This window comes from Variovorax sp. GW821-FHT10C12 (genome assembly GCF_059415405.1).
Genome location: NZ_JBWKNE010000014.1, coordinates 1 through 18,349 on the forward strand (window position 1 = coordinate 1; position 18,349 = coordinate 18,349).

General features: G+C 67.7%; 14 protein-coding genes. 6 read left to right on the forward strand and 8 right to left on the reverse strand.

The window, feature by feature from the left end:
* Positions 1–101: 101 nt before the first annotated feature.
* A complete protein-coding gene (locus tag AC07OH_RS30950; RefSeq protein WP_495303233.1) occupies positions 102–1,682 on the reverse strand; it encodes an ABC transporter substrate-binding protein in 1,581 nt (526 codons plus the stop codon).
* A 228-nt stretch (positions 1,683–1,910) separates the two neighbouring features.
* Here AC07OH_RS30950 and AC07OH_RS30955 point away from each other — a divergent pair, with 228 nt between their 5' ends.
* The 4 genes from AC07OH_RS30955 to AC07OH_RS30970 are packed head-to-tail and all read left to right on the forward strand — an operon-like array spanning position 1,911 to position 8,503.
* Positions 1,911–6,647 (forward strand): Ig-like domain-containing protein, encoded by a 4,737-nt coding sequence (locus AC07OH_RS30955; protein ID WP_495303234.1) that lies wholly within the window; start codon positions 1,911–1,913, stop codon positions 6,645–6,647.
* A 52-nt stretch (positions 6,648–6,699) separates the two neighbouring features.
* Positions 6,700–7,452 carry a 2-amino-5-chloromuconate deaminase CnbZ gene (cnbZ, locus tag AC07OH_RS30960; protein ID WP_495269970.1) on the forward strand — a complete coding sequence of 251 codons (753 nt, stop codon included), beginning with the start codon at positions 6,700–6,702 and terminating at the stop codon, positions 7,450–7,452.
* A gap of 23 nt (positions 7,453–7,475) precedes the next feature.
* Entirely contained in the window at positions 7,476–7,628 is a 153-nt protein-coding gene (locus tag AC07OH_RS30965; RefSeq protein WP_495303235.1) for a hypothetical protein, read from the forward strand.
* Positions 7,629–7,657: 29 nt separating this feature from the next.
* Positions 7,658–8,503 (forward strand): fumarylacetoacetate hydrolase family protein, encoded by an 846-nt coding sequence (locus AC07OH_RS30970; RefSeq protein ID WP_495303236.1) that lies wholly within the window; start codon positions 7,658–7,660, stop codon positions 8,501–8,503.
* 46 nt (positions 8,504–8,549) lie between these two features.
* Here AC07OH_RS30970 and AC07OH_RS30975 read toward each other — a convergent pair whose 3' ends face one another.
* Together AC07OH_RS30975 and AC07OH_RS30980 are read right to left on the reverse strand one after the other, a co-directional pair.
* Positions 8,550–9,020, reverse strand: coding sequence for a hypothetical protein (locus tag AC07OH_RS30975; protein WP_495303237.1), 471 nt, complete (start codon positions 9,018–9,020; stop codon positions 8,550–8,552).
* Between the two features lie 85 nt (positions 9,021–9,105).
* On the reverse strand, positions 9,106–9,375 hold the full coding sequence (locus AC07OH_RS30980; protein WP_495303238.1) for a hypothetical protein: 270 nt from the start codon (positions 9,373–9,375) through the stop codon (positions 9,106–9,108).
* Positions 9,376–9,682: 307 nt separating this feature from the next.
* Between AC07OH_RS30980 and AC07OH_RS30985 the strand changes: the two genes are divergently transcribed.
* Positions 9,683–11,896: a TonB-dependent receptor domain-containing protein gene (locus tag AC07OH_RS30985; RefSeq protein ID WP_495303239.1), complete on the forward strand. Its 2,214-nt coding sequence runs from the start codon at positions 9,683–9,685 to the stop codon at positions 11,894–11,896.
* A gap of 33 nt (positions 11,897–11,929) precedes the next feature.
* On the opposite strand, the gene lhpI is transcribed toward AC07OH_RS30985, so the two are convergent.
* The 5 genes from lhpI to rtcR are packed head-to-tail and all read right to left on the reverse strand — an operon-like array spanning position 11,930 to position 16,488.
* Positions 11,930–12,880 (reverse strand): bifunctional Delta(1)-pyrroline-2-carboxylate/Delta(1)-piperideine-2-carboxylate reductase, encoded by a 951-nt coding sequence (gene lhpI / locus AC07OH_RS30990; protein ID WP_495303240.1) that lies wholly within the window; start codon positions 12,878–12,880, stop codon positions 11,930–11,932.
* Complete coding sequence (locus tag AC07OH_RS30995) at positions 12,877–13,740, reverse strand: alpha/beta hydrolase (RefSeq protein ID WP_495303241.1); 864 nt, start codon at positions 13,738–13,740, stop codon at positions 12,877–12,879. The genes lhpI and AC07OH_RS30995 overlap by 4 nt, the downstream gene beginning before the upstream one ends.
* Entirely contained in the window at positions 13,737–14,309 is a 573-nt protein-coding gene (locus AC07OH_RS31000) for a 3'-5' exonuclease family protein (protein ID WP_495303242.1), read from the reverse strand. The genes AC07OH_RS30995 and AC07OH_RS31000 overlap by 4 nt, the downstream gene beginning before the upstream one ends.
* Entirely contained in the window at positions 14,306–14,845 is a 540-nt protein-coding gene (locus AC07OH_RS31005; RefSeq protein ID WP_495303243.1) for a 2'-5' RNA ligase family protein, read from the reverse strand. Before AC07OH_RS31005 ends, AC07OH_RS31000 begins: the two co-directional genes overlap by 4 nt.
* A gap of 23 nt (positions 14,846–14,868) precedes the next feature.
* Positions 14,869–16,488, reverse strand: coding sequence for an RNA repair transcriptional activator RtcR (gene rtcR, locus AC07OH_RS31010; protein ID WP_495303244.1), 1,620 nt, complete (start codon positions 16,486–16,488; stop codon positions 14,869–14,871).
* Between the two features lie 678 nt (positions 16,489–17,166).
* Here rtcR and AC07OH_RS31015 point away from each other — a divergent pair.
* Positions 17,167–18,318, forward strand: coding sequence for a slipin family protein (locus AC07OH_RS31015; protein WP_095950994.1), 1,152 nt, complete (start codon positions 17,167–17,169; stop codon positions 18,316–18,318).
* The last annotated feature ends 31 nt before the right edge of the window (positions 18,319–18,349 follow it).

Below are 18,349 nucleotides of genomic sequence, written 5' to 3' on the forward strand. Positions count from 1 at the left end.
GAAGCCGCGCGCGTGAGCACGAAGACCAATACGGCCACCAGGGACAGCACGATGAGCATGCCGGCGAAGCGCGAGGCAATGAAACGGAACAAGCGCGTCTCCTACTTGATCTTCACATTCCAGAAGAAGGGCCAGTTCGTGGGTTGGTAGTTGTCCAGTGCCGGGCTCTTGGCCGAGAGGGCGTTGAACTTGCCGACGCTGATGTACGGCACCTCGTCGTACACCACCTGCTGCACCTTGCCCCACAGCGCGCCGCGCTTGGCCGGATCGCTCTCGGTGTTGAAGGCACTGAGCGAGGCCTTCTTGGCGGGCGAGTCCCACCAGCCTGGTGCACCGTCGCCCAGTTGCGGTGGCGACAGCATGGGCTCGGGGAACAGCCCCGAATGGGTGATGAAGATTTCCCACAGCCGCGGGTCGTTGCGGCGCTGGGTGAGCGTGGCCCAGTCGACCACGTTGAGGTCGACCTTGAAGCCCGCGCGCTTGAGCTGCTCGGCCATCAGCAGCGACATGTTGTAGTGGAAGTCGTACTGGCGGCTGGTGAGCACGCGGATCGGCTCGCCCTTGTAGCCGGCCTTGGCCGCAGCGTCTTTCGCCTTGGTGGCGTTGCGCTGGTTGTACTGGTCGGCGCCCGCCGCCGAGTAGAACGGCGAACTCTTGGGGAAGTGGTTCGCTTCCGCGATGAAGAAGCGCGTGTCGCCGAAGCCGGCCGCGAGCATCTCGCCCTGGCCCATCGCCGTCTGCAGGGCCTGGCGCACGGCCTGGCTGGCGAGCGGGCCTTCCTTGGTGTTGAAGACCACCAGCGGAAAACCGAAAGCGGGCGTGATGATCGGCAGCGTCTTGCCACTGGCCTTCTCCAGGCGCGGCAGCGCTTCCACCGGCAGCAGGTCGGCGAAGTCGTACTGGCCCGCGAGTGCACCTTCGACGCGCGTGCTGGCGTTGGGCACGGGCACGAAGCGCAGTTCTTCGATGACCGCTTCGCGCTTGCCGCCATAGCCGCTCGCAGGCTCCTTGCGTGCGCTGTACTTGTCGAAGCGCGTGAGCAGCACGAACTGGTCGGGGCGACGCTCCTTGAACTTGTAGGGGCCGGTGCCGACGAAGTCCTTGAGCGGCGAGGCCATCGATTCCTTGGCCATCATCGCGGCGGTGCCATTGCTGGGCAAAGCCAGCTGCGACAGCAGCGGCGCATACGGCGCCTTCAGCACGATCTCCACGCCCAGCGGGCCCTTGGCCTTCAGGCTCTCGATTTCCTTGCCCACGGCCTTGCCGCGCGGCGACTGGTCCATCCAGCGCTGCAGGCTGGCCACCACGTCGTCGGCCGTGAGCTCGCGCCCGTTGTGCAGCGCCACGCCCTTGCGCAGCGTGATCGCGTAGGTCTTGCCGTCGGCCGAGATCTTGGGCATGCCCTCGGCCAGCATCGGCACCACGTTCCACTTGGCATCGAAGGTGTACAGCGTCTCGTACACGTGCTGCATGATGGTTCCGACCAGGTCGGCCGTGGAGGCCATCGGGTCGAGCGTCTGAGGCTCGGCCACCATCGCCAGCGTGGCGAAGTTGCGCGGGCCCTGCGCGTGGGCGCTGGGGTGAGGCAGTGCGGCACACAGCATCGCGAGCAGGGAAGCGCCCAGCAGGCTGCGCTTGGACAGACGAGGCAGGCGCTGGACAACAAGACCGGCGTGAGACATGGGGTGTTCCTTCATGGGCGATCGGTGGGCAATGAATTCACTTTTTTCAGGCCCGAACTTTGAAGCACAACCTATGCCAAAACATCACCATTTACCCTGAGCAATGATCTAAATATTCGAACTCTCCCTTCGAAATTCAATGCCGTTCGCGCACGCATCCGCTGCTAGATTCCGGTCGAATCTTTTCCCACCGAAAGATGGCGTCCGATCGAATTTGCGAGGATGAAAATGAGCACCAAGAAAGTTCTTGCGGTAGGTTTTCTGTTCGGCTGTGCGTTGCTGACGCATGCGGCGATCACCGGGGTGAACCCCCTCGACACGATCAGGAAGGCTGCCACCAGCATGGCCTCCGCGGCCGCTGACCTGGTGGCCGATCCCTTGCCTCTGCAGGGACCCGGACTGGGCAACCTGACCTACACGCAGGCCGAGCTGTTCAAGCCCATCTCGATGATCAAGGAAGAGGTCGACACCGGCGTCGGCGCGGGCACCGGCGCCGACGTGCCGAAGATCCCCGGGGGCAGCGTGACGCACCCCACCGCCGGGTACACCAAGTACCACTACGGCCAGAACGTGGGCCTCATGATCAACGGCTACTTCCTGACGACGTTCACGCCCGACGGCGGCCTGGGCCCTGGCGGCTTCCTGCTCTACGACGTCTCCGATCCGCGCAACCTGCGGCTCGTCAAGCGCATCTACGAGCCGGACGGCCGCACCAAGGAACTGAGGGAGCCGCATTCCATCGGCATCGCCACCATCGGCGGCAAGCAGTACGTCGCCGTGCCCAGCGTCTTCGGCGTGGAGTTCTGGGACTTCACTGACATCAACGACGTCAAGCAGGTCAAGAAGCTGGTGCTGCCCAACGTCAACAAGGGCGACTACAACAACGTGAGCTGGCAGCTGTGGTGGCAGGCGCCCTACCTGTACGTGGCGGCGGCGGAGCAGGGCGTGTTCGTCATCGACGCCACGGACCCTGCGAACGCAGTGCTCGCGAACCGTGGCGCCGGCAAGCCCAACCCGATCCCGACGGGCGAGCTCGGCGGCTTTCGCGTGGGGCCGATCTTCACCATGGGCAACCACATGGTGCTGACGTCCATGACCAACACCAGCGGCTTCGCCAGCCTGGACATTTCGGACCCGCTGAATCCCAAGGTGCTCGACACCGTCTCCGGGTCCACCGCCAGCTACTACTCCACCTGCTTCGACGGCAAGAAGGTCTACGCCTCCGCACAGGAGAGCGGCGGCAAGATGTACGGCTACGACCTGAGCGACCGGTCGCGCTTCGTGGCAGAGGACAACCGGCTGGTGATCAACCAGCAGCTGTACTGCAGCACGCAGGACAACTTCGTGTTCCAGGGCGCGCAGAACTACATCCACAAGGTCGATGTGAGCAACCCGCTCAACCACGTCGAGGTCGGGCGCGGCGGACTGTTCGCAACGACGCACCCCGATTTCTCGAGCTCCGACCATGGCCAGGTGTCGCCGTTCGGCAACCTGATCTACGTCGGCAACGACCACGGCTCGGGCAGCGGCTTCATCGTGCATGCGGTGGACCCCGACACCACCAAGCCCGAAGTGAAGCAGGTCTCGCCGGTGAACGGTGCCAAGCAGCAGGCCCTCACCTCGCGCATCGGCCTGGGCATGACCGACAGCATCCGCCCGGAGAGCGTGAACGCCAACACCTTCATCGTGCGTCCGGTGGGCGGCAACACGCTGGCGGGCACCTACAGCGTGCAGCTGGGCATCGTCAACTTCCACCCCGCGCAGCCGCTGCAGCCGGGCACCGCCTACGAGGTGTTCCTGCCCGCCAACGGCCTGAAGGACTATGCAGGCAACGCCATTGCGGCCGACTACCGCTCGACCTTCAACACCGGCAATGCCAACGACATCAACCTGATGCACCACTGGGCGCTGACCGGCAACCTGGGTGACCAGATCAGCGCCAACAACGGCACGCCCGCCACCGGCGATGCCTTCGAGAGCATCGGCCTGAACTTCGCCAATCGCACCGCGGGCGTGCAGCTGAAGAACGACAGCGTGTCCACCACGCTGGGCGGCACCGCTTCGCTGAGCTTCTACATGAAGACCACGCAGGCGGGCAGCGCCAGTTCATGGACCGCGCCCGGCATCTTCGGTCGCGACCAGTCGCCGGGCGTCGACGACGTGTTCTGGGGCTGGCTCGACAGCACCGGCAACATCAAGCTGTCGGTAGGCGACCACGCAGGCACGCGCTCGCAAAGCGCCGTGAACGACGGCAACTGGCACCACGTCGTGCTCACGCGCGACGCGGCTTCGGGTGCGCAGGCGGTGTATGTCGACGGCGTGAAGACCACGTCGACCGGCCCCACCGGCACCAAGGGCCTGTCGACCAAGTTCCAGCTGCTGGGGCAGATCCAGGGCAATGCGGCGCTCTTCAAGGGCACGCTGGCCGAAGTGCGCGTGTACGCCCGCGTGCTCGGCGACACCGACGTGGCGGCGCTGCGGGCGCAGGCCGTGATCGGCGATCCCGGCATCGTGGGCGCACCGAAGATCGTCAACGGCCAGTTGAACTTCAACCCGGCCACGCTCGGTGCCACCGGCGCGCAGTTCCGCTGGAACTTCGGCGACGGCACGCAAAGCGCGTACGCCTCGCAACCTGGCGTCACGCACACCTACAGCAGCCCCGGCCACTACACCGTGACGCTGACGGTGAAGGCCGCGAACGGCCAGGAGACCTTCTACACCTACAACCTCACGGTGATCGCACCCGTCACGGCGGCGGCGCCCACGCACACGACCAACATCGCGGGCGATGCGAACGCGGTGTACTCGGTGAACCCCGACAGCGGCACCGTGGCCGCCATCGACGCGCAGACCTTCGCCAAGCGCTGGGAAGTGCGCGTGGGCGACGAGCCCAAGACGCTGGCCGTGGGGCCGGACGGCCGCATCTGGGTCACGGTGCAGGGCGAGGACAAGCTGTTGGCGCTCAACGCAGCCGACGGCACGCTGTCGACGACGGTGCCGCTGGCCTACGGCAGCGGCCCGTACGGCGTCGTCTTCACGCCCAACGGCACCAAGGGCCTGCTGACGCTGGAAAGCAAGTCGGCCCTGGTCAGCTTCGACCCGACCACCGGTGCCGCCACGGGCACGCTCGCCCTGGACGGCGCGGTGCGCGGCATCGCGGTCGATGCGGGTTCGCAGTCGGCCTACGTGACGCGCTTCAAGTCGAAGATGACGGGCGGGCAGCTGCACAAGGTGAACCTGCAGAGCTTCAGCGCCGCCACCCCGATCGCGCTGGCGGTCGACACGACCACGGTCGACACCGAGGCGGCCTCGCGCGGCGTGCCCAACTACCTGAGCCAGGTGGTGATTTCGCCCGATGGTGCGCGTGCGCTCCTGCCTTCGAAGAAGGACAACATCGTGCGCGGCACCTTCCGCGACGGCCTGCCGCTGGAGCACGACAAGACCGTGCGCTCCATCCTGTCGCAGGTGAACCTGCAGACAGCGGCGGAAGTGTTCAGCGAACAGCTCGACTTCAACGACCGCGCCCCCGCGCGCGCCGCGCTGTACTCGTCGGCCGGCGACTACATCTTCGTGGCGCAGATGGAAGGCAACCGCATCGCCATCGTCGATGCCTACAACCGCTCGGTGCGCGGCGAGATCAACGCCAGCAGCGCGCCGCACGGCCTGTACCTGGATGCGGCGCGCAAGCGGCTGTACGTCAACAACTTCCTGGCGCGCTCGGTGTCGGTGCACGACGTGGCGCAGGTGCTGTCTTCGGAGTCGGCCGCCCCGGCCTTCCTGCAGAACGTCACCACGGTCGCGCAGGAGCCGATGGCCGCCGCGGCACTGCGCGGCAAGCAGGTGTTCTACAACGCGTCCGACCGGCGCATGAGCATGAACAACTACATGTCCTGCGCGAGCTGCCATGCCGATGGCAGCGATGACGGCATGGTGTGGGACTTCACCCAGCGCGGCGAAGGCCTGCGCCGCACCATCAGCCTGCAGGGCCGGCGCGGCACCGGTCACGGCAAGCTGCACTGGACCGCCAACTTCGACGAGGTGCAGGACTTCGAGCACGACATCCGCAACGAGTTCGGCGGCACGGGCTTCCTGACCAACGCCGACTTCTCGGCCACGGGCGACCCGCTCGGCGTGCCGAAGGCCGGCCGCAATGCGCAGCTCGACGATCTCGCGGCCTACCTGAACTCGCTGAACAAATACATGCGCAGCCCGGCCCGCGCGGCGGACGGCAACCTCAGCGTGGACGCGGTGCGCGGCCAGACCGTGTTCAACACGGCCCAGTGCGCGACTTGCCACACGGCGGGCAGCCTGCGCGACGGGCTGCGGCACGACGTGGGCACGATCCAGCTCTCGTCGGGCAAGGGCAGCAACCAGCCGCTGGCCGGCGTGGGCTTCGACACCCCGACGCTCTACGGCACTTGGAGCAACCCGAGCTTCTTCCACAACGGCCAGAAGGCCACGCTGCAGGACGTGCTCGCGGGCGGCCACGGCAATGCCTCGAGCCTGCCGGCGGCCGACCTGCTGGCACTGGGCGAATACGTGAAGTCGTTCGACACCGCACCGGCGATCGACACGCGCATCCGCTCGGAGGTCAACAACCTGTGCGTCAACGTGTCGGGCGGCTCGACGGCCAGCGGCGCCACGGTGGTGCAGTGGGCCTGCGGCAACGGCAACAACGAGACCTTCACCGTCAACAGCAGCGGGGGCTACAGCCAGTTCGTCGCGAAGCACAGCGGCCTGTGCCTGGCGCAGGGCAACACCAATGCCGGCGGCGGCCCGGTGGTGCAGCTGGCGTGCACGGCGGGCGCGGCCACGCAATGGAGCGTGGTCGGGGCGACGCTGCGCAACCGGGTGTCTTCGGGTGCGTGCCTCGATGTGCCCGGCTCGACCACCACGCAGGGCACGGCGCTGTCCACCTACGCCTGCCATGGCGGGGCCAACCAGCGCTGGAGCCAGATTCCCTGAGCTCTTCTGCCCGTTCTCTCTTTTTTCTCTCGCTCTCCACAAAGGAAATCACGTGTCGGCACTCCAACTCTCCCTCCCAGGCGGCTATCGGTTCATTCCGGGCGTCCAGCAGTACTCGGCTGGCGTGGCCGCCGAACCTGGGTTTCGCATCGAGCGCGTGCGCTTCCTGGAGCCCCTGCCCCTGAAGCAGGGCTTTCGGCGCATCAAGGAAATCCTGGAGGAGGCCTCGCGTCCGCTGGCCGCCTTCTGCGCGTGCGAACTGCGGTCCCCGGCACCGTTCACTGAACAGGGTTTTGTCGAGTTCAACAACCTCTACGTGGGCACGTTGAAGGAGTGGGGGATCTTCATCGGCGACCTGAACCCGGTCGCGCGAAGCAACGTGTGCCCCGCGGTGTCGCCGCCGTCGGAGCCCTCGTTCCATGCCTTCAGCTACACCGTGCCCGACGCGGAGGCGGCGGCTTCGTTCGTGGTGGCCGGCAGCGCCGAAGCGCCGGAAGGCAAGGGGCACTACCGCGACCATGCCGTGCGCCTGGGCGACACCTCGCCGCCCGCCATCCTGAAGAAGGCGCAGTGGGTGCTCGACGAAATGGAACGTCGCCTGGCATCGCTGGGCTTCACCTGGGCCAGCACCACGGGCTCGCAGCTGTACACGGTGCACGACATCCACCCGTTCATCGCGGACGAGATCGTCAAGCGCGGTGCCGCGCGGCATGGGCTGACGTGGCACTACAACCGCCCGCCGGTGGTCGACCTCGAGTACGAGATGGACTGCCGCAGCGTCCAGTTCGAACGCGTCGCGGTCTGACCGCGCGCGGGTCGAGCAAGGGCATGGTGTCGACCGGGTTCCCCACTGCTGCGCGCGAGCGCCTGCGCGAGAAGCCCGTGCCGGTCACGGACAGGCATGTCAAACAGACCGATCCGGTGCTGATCCAAGAGCTGTTCTCGGCGCTCGGCAAGGCACGCAGCAGTGCCGCCAGATAGCCAACCAACAAACAACCAAGGAATGACGAATGAAGCTGTTGCGCTACGGGCCTGTCGGCCAGGAGAAGCCGGCAATGCTCGACGCGGAAGGCCGCATGCGCGACCTCTCCGCGCACGTGAACGACATCGCACACGACGTGCTGCTGCCCGCCGGCCTGGCGCGCATCGCTGCGCTGGACCCGCAGAGCCTTCCGCTGGTGGGAGGCGCTCCGCGGATCGGCGCCTGCGTGGCCGGCTCGGGCAAGTTCATCTGCATCGGGCTCAACTACTCGGACCACGCGGCCGAGACGGGCGCCACGGTGCCGCCCGAGCCCATCGTCTTCCTGAAGGCCACCTCGGCGATCGGTGGACCGAACGATGTGCTTGAAATTCCGCGCGGTTCCACCAAGACCGATTGGGAGGTGGAGCTGGGCGTGGTGATCGGCAAGACCGCGAAGTACGTCAGCGAAGCGGACGCCATGGACCACGTCGCGGGCTATTGCCTGATCAACGACGTGTCGGAACGCGCCTTTCAAACCGAACGCCAGGGCCAGTGGACCAAGGGCAAGTCGGCCGACACCTTTGGACCGATCGGGCCCTGGCTCGTGACGCCCGATGAAGTGCCGGACCCGCAGCAGCTGGACATGTGGCTGGAGGTCAACGGCGTGCGGCGCCAGAGCGGCTCCACGGCCACCATGGTCTACGGCGTGCGCTACCTGATTGCCTACCTCTCGCAGTTCATGAGCCTGCGCCCGGGGGACATCATTTCCACGGGAACCCCGCCCGGCGTGGGCATGGGGTTCAAGCCGCCGGTCTACCTGAAGGGCGGCGATGTCGTCACGCTGGGCATCGAGGGCCTGGGCACCCAGCGGCAGGTTGCCACGCAGTTCGACTGAAGGGGAGGTGGCAGCGGGCCGTGAGGCGCCCGCTGCTGCCGCTGTGTCAGACCAGCGTGGCGCTCACGCCGCGTTGCACCACGGGCGCGATGCCGGCGTAGAAGAACGCGAGGCTGTCTTCCGGCCCGTTGACGGCGCGCCCGCGCACCTTGGCCATGGCGCAGACGCCGACCTGTGCGCTGTCGGGGCCGATCACGAGGACGAAGGGGTTGTCGTCGTCGCCGCGCAGGTAGCGTCCGCCGAACTCGCGGCGTGCGGTTTCGAACACATAGGCCGACGCCAGGAAGTGCAGGTCGTCGGGCAAGGGCGCCTGCTGCTGGAAGAAGTCTTCGAGCACCTGGTCGACCAGGACCAGCGAGGCTTCGGAGTAGTCGAGCGCCGCGCTGTCGATGGGCGCGCCGGGTTGCGAAAAAGCGCCGATGAAGTCTTCCGCCTGCGAGGCCATGCCGGCCTCGAGCGTCGACGGCATTTCTACTTCCGGTTCCTTTTTCTTCTTCAGGAAATCGAACAGTCCCATGGTGCGTCTGCGCCTTTCTCTTGCGGATGGAGGAGACCGCAGGCTAGCGCAGAACGCGCACGCGGCGATGACGGGGGGAGGACGCTCAGGCCTGCACCGCAGCCGACAGCTGCCGCAGCATCACCGACTGCCGCGCCTCTTCGGCATCGCGCAGGCTCTTCGCGGCGCGCGCCGCGACGTAGCTGACGTACAGGGTCTCGACGGCCCGTGCCCATTCGTGCGCCTTCTGCGACACGCCTTCCGCCTTGACCGGCGAGCCGGTGGCCATCGGCGTCGACAGGTCGTCCACCGGACGGGTCGGTACCTCGACGCCGGCCTTCCCGAGGATCACGGCTTTCTGAAGGATGGTGAGCATGGACGGACCTCTCTTTTTTCTTGTTCCAGATTAGCGGCGCCCTTCGTGGGTCGCTATTCGCCAGATGACGTATCCGCCCCCTAATTCAAGGTGAACTTTCGGCTACATGGGGTTTGCCCGGGGCGGCCGGAAGCAGTGCCTACACGAAGCGCCATCGGCCTCTCGCAATGTCCCTTCGGTGGTTCTGGATGCAAATAATATTTGTTTGCATTCTCAATACAATTGATGCTGATCAGTTGGTACGCAACAACAACAACGCATCCGAGAGCGGCCCTGTTTTTCCTGCCGTTTTCCGTGGAGTTTTTGCATGTTGTTCTCGCGTTGCGGCCGTCGGCCGCGTCCGTCGGTGCTGGCGCTGGCCGCCGCATCCCTTTTCTCTCCCGCCCTGTTCGCCCAGACGCCCGCTGAACAACAACTGCGCGAGGTCGTCGTCAGCGCGACCGGCTTCGAGCAGGAACTCAAGGACGCACCCGCTTCCATTTCGGTGATCACGCGCCAGGAGCTGGAAACGCGCCAGTTCCGCGACCTGGCCGAGGCGCTGCAGAACGTCGAAGGCATCGACGTGGGCGGCGCCACCGGCAAGACCGGGGGCCTGGACATCTCGATCCGCGGCATGCCCAGCGACTACACGCTGATCCTCATCGACGGCCGGCGCCAGAACGTGGCCGGCGACGTGACGCCCAACGGCTTCGGCGCCGCGCACACCAGCTTCATGCCGCCGCTGGCGGCCATCGAGCGCATCGAGGTCATCCGCGGCCCGATGTCCACGCTGTACGGCTCCGACGCCATGGGCGGCGTGGTCAACATCATCACGCGCAAGGTGGCGCGCGAATGGGGCGGCCAGGTCACGATGGAAACCGGCATTCCGCAGGACAGCGAGTGGGGCTCGCAGACGCGCTCCAGCATCTACCTGAGCGGCCCCGTGGCCACCGACCTGCTGGGCCTGACCCTGCGCGGCAACATCTACCGCCGCGAAGCCGCCGACTGGGTGCTGGCCCCCGGCCAGGCGCAGCCCGCGACGGCCCGCAACCCCGCGCCTGCCGAGAGCCGCCAGCACAGCGTGGGCGGGCGCCTGATGCTCACGCCCAACCGCCAGCACGACATCTGGCTCGACGTCGAATCGGGCCGCAGCTGGTACGACAACGAAGACGGCCGGCTGGGCACGCGCGACGCCGCCGCGCCCAACCGCACCGGCAACAACCCGCCGGGCTACCTGGACGCGCTGCGCTTCAACCGCGACCAGGTCGCCATCGGCCACACCGGGCGCCTGGGCTTCGGCACGGTGGAAAGCAGCCTGATGCACACCACCACCGAGACCGTCGGCCGCACGATTCCCGGCGGCGCCATTCCGCGCAATGCCGCGGCCCGCCGCACCGTGTACTGGCTGAGCGAAACCGACCGCGGCCGCGAACGCGAACTCAAGACCACCAACCTCGTGCTCGACAGCAAGCTCGTCGCGCCGGTGGGCGACGCCCACGTGCTGACCGTCGGCGGCCAGTGGTGGGACGCCAAGCTGGTCGACGGCCTGCTGCCGCGCTCGCAGAGCCAGACCATGTGGGCGCTGTTCGCCGAAGACGAATGGCGCCTCGCGCCCGGCCTCACCGCCACGCTGGGCGGGCGCTACGACCACCACAGCGCCTTCGGCGGCCACGTGAGCCCGCGCGGTTACCTGGTCTGGGATGCCACGCCGCAGTGGACCTTCAAGGGCGGCGTCAGCAAGGGCTTTCGCGCGCCGCGCCTGAACCAGCTGATCGACGGCATCAGCGGCGTGAGCGGCCAGGGCGCCACGCTCAACATCGGCAACCCGAACCTCAAGCCCGAGACCAGCACCAGCACCGAGCTGTCGGCGCTGTTCAACAACCAGAAGGGCCTGACCGCCTCGGCGACGCTGTTCCACAACAAGGTGAAGGACAAGATCGCCAGCGGCGGCGACTGCAGCGTGGCGCGCATCTCCAGCTGCATCGTCGACCCGACCGCGAACTACTCGGTCAACGTCGACCAGGCCAAGACCTGGGGCATGGAGCTGAGCAGCCGCGTGCAGCTGACCAAGGCCTGGGGCCTGAAGGCGGGCTACACCTGGACCGACAGCGAAGTGATCGAAGGCGGCGTGAAGAACGGCAAGCTGGCCGACACCGCGCGCCACCTGCTGCATGCGCAACTCGACTGGAACCCCGACGCCAAGTGGCGCTTCTGGCTGCGCGGCGAGTACCGCGGCAAGAGCCCGCGCTTCACCGGCGACCCGGCGCGCCTCACGGGCAACAACCTGGCGATCTACCGCGCGGTGGGCGACATCAAGGCCTACCACCTGTTCCACCTGGGCGGCTCCTACCAGGTGTCGAAGAACGTGCGCCTGAACGCCAACATCAACAACCTGTTCAACAAGGACTTCCGCAAGTTCCAGCAGGTGAACCTGGCGGGCACCTCGGCCTGGGTCAACGAGTACTTCCAGGGCGGCGCGTCGGTGGCGGGCACCACGCCGGCCGGACGCACGATCTGGCTGTCGGCGAACGTGACGTTCTGACGCCGGCAATGGCCACGGCGGGCCGCGCGGGCCTCAGGGGTCCGTGTGCGCCTGCCACACCAGCGTGGCCGCGCTCAGGTCTTCGAGCGCGCTGCCCACGGCCTTGAACACCGTGCGCTCGGCATCGCCCGTGCGCCCGGGCCGCGTGCCACGGCACAGCTCGGCCAGCGTGCCCTGCACCGCGTCGGCGCGCAGGGTGCCGGCCGCGATTGCGTCGAGCAGGTCGCCGGCTTTCTGCAGCGCCTCGGGCGTGTCGATGAAGGTGCGCGTGCCATCGAAGCATTGCACATCGGCTTCGCGCATCGCGGGCGTGAAGCTGCCGATCAGGTCGAGGTGCGCGCCCGGCGCGAGCCATTCGCCGCGCACCAGCGGCGTGGTCGCCAGCGTGGCGCAACTCACGATGTCGGCACTGCGCACCGCCGCTTCGAGGTCGGTGCCGGCCGCCTGCGCGTTCCAGCCTTCGGCACGCCATTGCTCGGCCAGCGCCTCGGCGCCCTCGGGCCGATGGTTCCACACCCACACCTCGTCGATGGGTCGCACGCTCGCGTGCGCGGCGGGCAGCATGCGCGCGATGCGGCCGGTGCCCAGCACCAGCAGCTTGCGCGCGTCGGCGCGCGCCAGGAACGAGGCGCCCAGCGCCGATGCCGCAGCCGTGCGCCGCGCCGTGATCTCGTTGCCGTCCATCATCGCCAGCGGCACGCCGGTGCGTGCGTCGTACAGCACGTAGGTCGCGTGCAGCCCCGGCAGGCCGCGCGCGCCGTTGCCGGGGAAGATGTTGATCGTCTTGATGCCCAGGAAGCCCGCGTCGCTCCACGCCGGCATGATCAGCACCGTGCCGCGCGTGGCCGCGTCGCCGCCGGTTTCGATGCTGTGCACGTGGCGCGGCGGCACCTGCGCCTCGGCCGCGAAGGCGGCGCGCAGCGCGGGTACCAGCCGCTCGAAACCCAGGGGGGCGGCGGTGGCGGCTTCGTCGAAGTGTTTCATGGGCGGGAAGGCAGCGCCGGGGCGCTGTCGAAGAAGGTGGTGAGGGCTTGCCGGTAGGTGGTGCCGAAGCGCGGCGCCGCCATCGGCTCGAGGTGACCGGCGCCCGGCACCTCGATCAGCTGCTTGGGTTCTTTCGCGCCGGCCAGCAGGCGCTGCGAGTGGCCGTGCGGAATCACCGCATCGGCCGTGCCGTGGATCAGCAGCAGCGGAATCGGCGCAAGGGCCGCGACGAACTTCGAGGCCGCGTAGTCGTCGCGCACCAGCAGGCCGGCGCCCGGCAGCTTGTCGTTGGCGATGGAGCGGTACGAATAGAAGGTCGACTCGATCGCCACCGCCTTCACGCCGGCCTGGTTGCCCGAGCCCACGGCCGCGATCGCGTTCGTGCCGCCCAGGCTCTGCCCGAAGACGAACAGCCGCGACGCATCGACGTCCGCGCGGGCACGCACATGGTCGAGCGCGGCGTTCGAATCCTCGAACACGCCGCGGGGTTCGGGCTCGCCGTCCGATTCGCCATAGCCGCGGTAGTCGAACACGAAGACGTTGTAGTCCTGCGCGGGCAGCCACGCCACGAAGCGCCAATGGCTGCTCATGTTCTGCGCGTTGCCGTGGAAGTGCACCACGGTGCCCTTGGCCGCCTTCGGGTCGGCCCGGCCTGCGGCGGGAATGAACCAGCCGCTCAGTCGCGTGCCGTCGGCGCTGGTGAAGCGCACGTTCTCGTAGCGCAGGCCCAGCGCGTCGGGCGTTTCGTAGCGCACGCGGTCGGGGTAATAGAACATCGACTGCACGCAGCCGCCGAGCAGGAAGAGGGGCAGGGCGGCGAGCGACATCCACCAGCGGCGAGCGGACACGGTGGTCGTCATGCCTGCGGTCCGCCGGCCCGCCGGCTTTCGGCGAGCATGTTGCAGAAGAGGGCTCCTTGCTCGATGGCGTCGTCCAGCGCCACGTGCGTGTGCGGCAGCCCGGCGTCGAACCAGCGGCGCGGCATCGTGCGCTTGGTGCTGTCGCGGTAGCCGATCTTCAGCAGGGCCATCGCGAAGCTCTTCATGTCGAGCGCCGAATGGCTGAATGGGCTCTCGCCTGCGAAGCGCATCAGGTACCAGTAGACGAACAGGAAGTCGAAGCCCGCAGGGTACGCCACGAACACCGGCCGCGCCTTCAGCCCCTTGAGCCACGCGACGTAGTTCTTCATGGCATGCGTCGGGTCCTGCAGGTCGGTGCGGCACGCGGCCCAGGCTTCGGGCTGCGTCTGCCACCAGGCAGCAGTCTTGGGGGCGGCCTCGGCGCCGGGCAGCGTGTGCAGGTTGGCGCTGAAGGTGGACACCAGTTGCTTGTCGGCCGTGTAGGCGGCCGAGCCGAAGCTGAGCATCGAGTGCGGGCCGGGAATGGGGCCGTCGGTTTCGACGTCGGTGCTGATGTAGATCTCGGTCATGGGCGAAGGCTCGTCGCGGGGGCGGTGAGGGGGAAGACATGCATGTCCATCCAGCGCCCCGACGCGTTCTCGATGAGCACGACCTCCGTGCAGCGCGCCTGCACCGGCCCCGACGCAAGCAGCCGCGCCTGCAGCTCGATGGCCGCTTCTTCCGCGTGCAGCGCGTTGCCGTGCGCCACCGACAGATGCGGAACGATGTCGTCATGCGCGCCGTCGTACGGCGGGAATTCCGGAAACTCTTTCACCAGCGCGCGCGTCATTTCGATGAACGGCGCAGCGGGCTCCGGTGCCGGATAGGCGGTCTCGGGAAAGCGCCCGACCTTGCCGAGCACGAACGAGAACGGCGCCGTGCGTTGCAGCACGCGCCGCGCGCGGGCGAGCACCTCGTCGGTGATCAACGCCGGGTCCATGAAGGGCACGAGCAGCGTGATGTGCGCGGCCACGCCGAGCGCCACGGTGGGGTCGAAACGGCGGCGAAGGTCTGCGGCGATGGTTTCAGCCGCGGGAACCTTCACAACGAATGCGGAGATGGGCATCGGGCGGAGGATAGCCCACGCCCTCAGGGGCGCGCATCGGCTGAAACGCGCGCCCAGTCCAACCCCATCTTGGCCAGGTACTTGCGCAGCCGGTCCGCATCGTTCACCACGCTGCGCTGCGTCCGCGAGGCCTGGAACAGCTGGCGCCCCGCCTCCGACAAGCTGCGCGCCGGCCGGCACACGCGCACCACCGCTTCGAGTTGCAGGCGGTCGAACAGGTCGAGCGCCGCGAACTTCTCTTCGCCGAGCAGGGCTTCCAGATCGACGTCGTCGCCCGCTGCCACTGATGTGCCCGCGCCCTCGTGCTTCCACAGCCAACGCAGCCGTGCGATCTCCGCCTCGACCAGCGCGACGGCAATGCGCCCGCCGTCCGCCAGCGTCGCAAGCCGCGTCACGCTCGCCGAGAGGTCGCGGAAGTTGCCGCGCCAGATCGCCTCGCTGCTCTGCGCAAAGCGCAGGTAGGCCGTGCGCGCCTCGGCGTTGAAGCGCACCACGCGGTGGTTCTCGGCCGCGTGCAGGGCCAGCAGGTGGTCGAGGTTGGGCTCGATGTCCTCGGGCCGCTGTGCGAGGCCGGGCAGGTCGTAGGTCCAGAGGTTGATGCGCGCGAACAGGTCTTCGCGAAAGCGCCCCTGTGCCACGTCGCGGCGCAGGTCGCGGTGGGTGCCGGCGATGAGCTGGAAGTCGCTCTCCACTTCCTTGTCGGCGCCCACGGGGAAGAAGCGCTTTTCCTCGATGGCCTTGAGCAGCATCGCCTGTTCGTCCAGGCCGAGCTCGCCGATCTCGTCGAGGAACAGCGCGCCCTGGTGCGCGGTGCGCAGCAGCCCCGCGCGGTCGCTCGCCGCGCCGGTGAACGAACCCTTCTTGTGCCCGAACAGCGTGGAGGCCGCGCCGTCACCGCGCAGCGTGGCGCAGTTCACTTCGACGAACGGCCCCGTCACCTGGTGGCGCGCCTGTTTCAGCTCGAACATGCGCCGCGCCAGGAACGACTTGCCCGCGCCCGTCGGCCCCACGAGCAGGATCGGCGCGCGCGAGCGCACGGCCACGCGCTCGATCTCGTCGATGAGCGCGTTGAAGCGCGCATTGCGCGTGGCGATGCCGCTTTTCAAAAATGCGACCGCGTCGCGCTGGTCGGCGTCGAAGCGGCGCGCGATCGGGTCGTAGCGCGACAGGTCGAGGTCGATGAGCGCGACCTTGCCGGCGTCGCCCTGGCGCTGCTTGCGCGGCGGCGAGGTCTGGGCCAGCACGCCCGGCACCACGCGCGATTCCGACAGCAGGAACATGCAGATCTGTGCGACGTGCGTGCCGGTGGTGATGTGCGTCCAGTACTGCTCGCGCTCGGGCTGAAAGGGGTAGGCGCGCGCCCAGTCGTACAGGCGCGTGTAGACCTCGCCGAAGTCCCACGGGTCTTCGAGGTCGAAGGGCACGAGGTTGACGAGGGTCTCGGGCGACACGGCGGCGATGTCGGCCTTCACCAGCTCGGCCAGCGCCGTGTGCTTGCGCGTGTGCAGCAGCTCGATGCGCGCGACCACCATGTCGTCGTGCTGCGCGAGCGAGACTGTGGGGCGCCACTTGTGCCAGCGGCCCGCGCCCTGGCCGGCATCGAGCTGGGTGCCGAGGAAACCGATGACGACGATGGGCTTCATGGATAAAAGGCTAGCTGAAATTCTATAAATTGTCCGAATGCTAGCAAGGGATCGGCGCCATGTCACATCGGGCGAAGAAGAAATTTTCCTTGCTGGTCAATGACTTGCGTCGCCGTCGCCCGGTTTTCTACCGGCGTGCGCGCAAGTTGGCACGCTCGCTGCAATAGAGAACCTGTCCGGATGCAGTTCATCCGCTCCCAGGTGCCGCATGAAAGCGGCCCGGTGCCGCAGGCCAGACCTGTTCTTGGGTCCGCGGTATGCCGCTGTTGAACTGTGCTGGTCACTGGACTTGATCCAGTCTGCTCATGGTGGAGCACCGTGCTAACCACGCGGCGTGGCGGGTTCGATTCCCGCAAACAACCTTCGGCGGTGTTCGCACCGCCGCTTTGATGGGGGCGAAAGCCCCACCGCCCCGGCACACCGGAGCGAGGTGCAGGGCAGGGCCCGGCCGAGCGACACCGTGCCAGTGCAGGCGGCTTGCGCATCGCGTGTTCTGCAAGGAACCGCATGCAGCCATCGACGCAGAAGGAGGCGATGGCGCAGCCACCGCACCGACCCGTCGACCGCTGCACTGCTGACCTCGCGAACCACGGTGCCCGCCGCCTGCCCTCCGTGGGCCCCGACACGAAACGTAGACGAACGACAACCGCAACGAAGAAGAAGAGAGAGGAAGAAAAAATGCTGGGATTCACCCAATTCACCGTGAAGAAGAACGAACGCGTGCTGCTGCTGCGCAACGGCGACTTCGAGGGCCTGTACGCCGCCGGCAAGTACCGTGTGTTCACGGGCTTCGACACCGTGCAGCTCGAGCGCTTCTCGCTGGCCGAGCCGGCCTTCGACCACGAGCTGGCCGACTACTTCCTGGCGCGCGAGCCGCAGCTGGTGCAGCGCGAGTTCGTGCAGGTGTCGCTGGGCGAGACCGAGGTCGGCCTGCGCCATGAAGACGGCGTGCTGGTGCAGGTGCTGCCGCCCGCCACCCGCAAGCTCTACTGGCGCGGCCTGCGCGAGCAGCGCGTCGACGTGATCGACGTGGCCGCCGATGCACGCCTGCCGGCCGAGCTGCTGGCCAAGCTGCAGAGCGTGGCGCTGCGTCCGCGTGCGGTGCAGGGGCTCGAAGGCGTGCTGCTGGTGCAGGTGCCCGAGTTCCACGCCGGCGTGCTGACCCTCGAAGGCCAGATGCAGGCGCTGCTGCCGCCGGGCAACCACGGCTTCTGGCGTTTCAACCGGCAGGTGGCTGTGACCAGCGTGGACCTGCGCTCGCAGATCGCCGAAGTGAGCGGCCAGGAAATCCTGACCCGCGACAAGGTGGGGCTGCGGCTGAACCTGTCGGCGGTGTGGCGTTTCGCCGATGTGCGTCAGGCCCTGGCCCAGATGCCCAAGCCGGCCGAGCATGTGTACCGCGAGCTGCAGTTCGGCCTGCGCGCGGCGGTGGGCGAGCAGACGCTCGACGCGCTGCTGGAGAACAAGTCCGCCATCGACCAGACGGTGCTGGCGCAGGTGCGTGAGCGGTTGGAAGGTTCGGGCCTGGTGCTGGAGAGCGTGGGCGTGAAGGACATCATCCTGCCGGGCGAGATGAAGACCATCCTCGCGCAGGTGGTGGAGGCCGAGAAGTCGGCCCAGGCCAACGTGATCCGCCGCCGCGAGGAAACCGCGGCCACGCGCTCGCTGCTGAACACCGCCAAGGTGATGGAGGGCAACCCCGTCGCCTTGCGCATGAAGGAACTCGAGACGCTGGAACGCGTGGCCGAGCGCATCGACAAGATCTCGGTGGTCGGCGGCCTGGACCAGGTGCTCAACGGGCTCGTGACGCTGCGGCCGAACGGGTCCTGAGCGGTAGAGAAAAGAAAGAGACACGGGCACG

Bases quoted from the DNA above. Each gene is read 5' to 3' on its own strand.
- AC07OH_RS30950 (WP_495303233.1), bottom strand. From the start codon at position 1,682: ATGTCTCACGCCGGTCTTGTTGTCCAGCGCCTGCCTCGTCTGTCCAAG.
- AC07OH_RS30955 (WP_495303234.1), top strand. From the start codon at position 1,911: ATGAGCACCAAGAAAGTTCTTGCGGTAGGTTTTCTGTTCGGCTGTGCG.
- AC07OH_RS30965 (WP_495303235.1), top strand. From the start codon at position 7,476: ATGGTGTCGACCGGGTTCCCCACTGCTGCGCGCGAGCGCCTGCGCGAG.
- AC07OH_RS30970 (WP_495303236.1), top strand. From the start codon at position 7,658: ATGAAGCTGTTGCGCTACGGGCCTGTCGGCCAGGAGAAGCCGGCAATG.
- AC07OH_RS30975 (WP_495303237.1), bottom strand. From the start codon at position 9,020: ATGGGACTGTTCGATTTCCTGAAGAAGAAAAAGGAACCGGAAGTAGAA.
- AC07OH_RS30980 (WP_495303238.1), bottom strand. From the start codon at position 9,375: ATGCTCACCATCCTTCAGAAAGCCGTGATCCTCGGGAAGGCCGGCGTC.
- AC07OH_RS30985 (WP_495303239.1), top strand. From the start codon at position 9,683: ATGTTGTTCTCGCGTTGCGGCCGTCGGCCGCGTCCGTCGGTGCTGGCG.
- lhpI (WP_495303240.1), bottom strand. From the start codon at position 12,880: ATGAAACACTTCGACGAAGCCGCCACCGCCGCCCCCCTGGGTTTCGAG.
- AC07OH_RS30995 (WP_495303241.1), bottom strand. From the start codon at position 13,740: ATGACGACCACCGTGTCCGCTCGCCGCTGGTGGATGTCGCTCGCCGCC.
- AC07OH_RS31000 (WP_495303242.1), bottom strand. From the start codon at position 14,309: ATGACCGAGATCTACATCAGCACCGACGTCGAAACCGACGGCCCCATT.
- AC07OH_RS31005 (WP_495303243.1), bottom strand. From the start codon at position 14,845: ATGCCCATCTCCGCATTCGTTGTGAAGGTTCCCGCGGCTGAAACCATC.
- rtcR (WP_495303244.1), bottom strand. From the start codon at position 16,488: ATGAAGCCCATCGTCGTCATCGGTTTCCTCGGCACCCAGCTCGATGCC.
- AC07OH_RS31015 (WP_095950994.1), top strand. From the start codon at position 17,167: ATGCTGGGATTCACCCAATTCACCGTGAAGAAGAACGAACGCGTGCTG.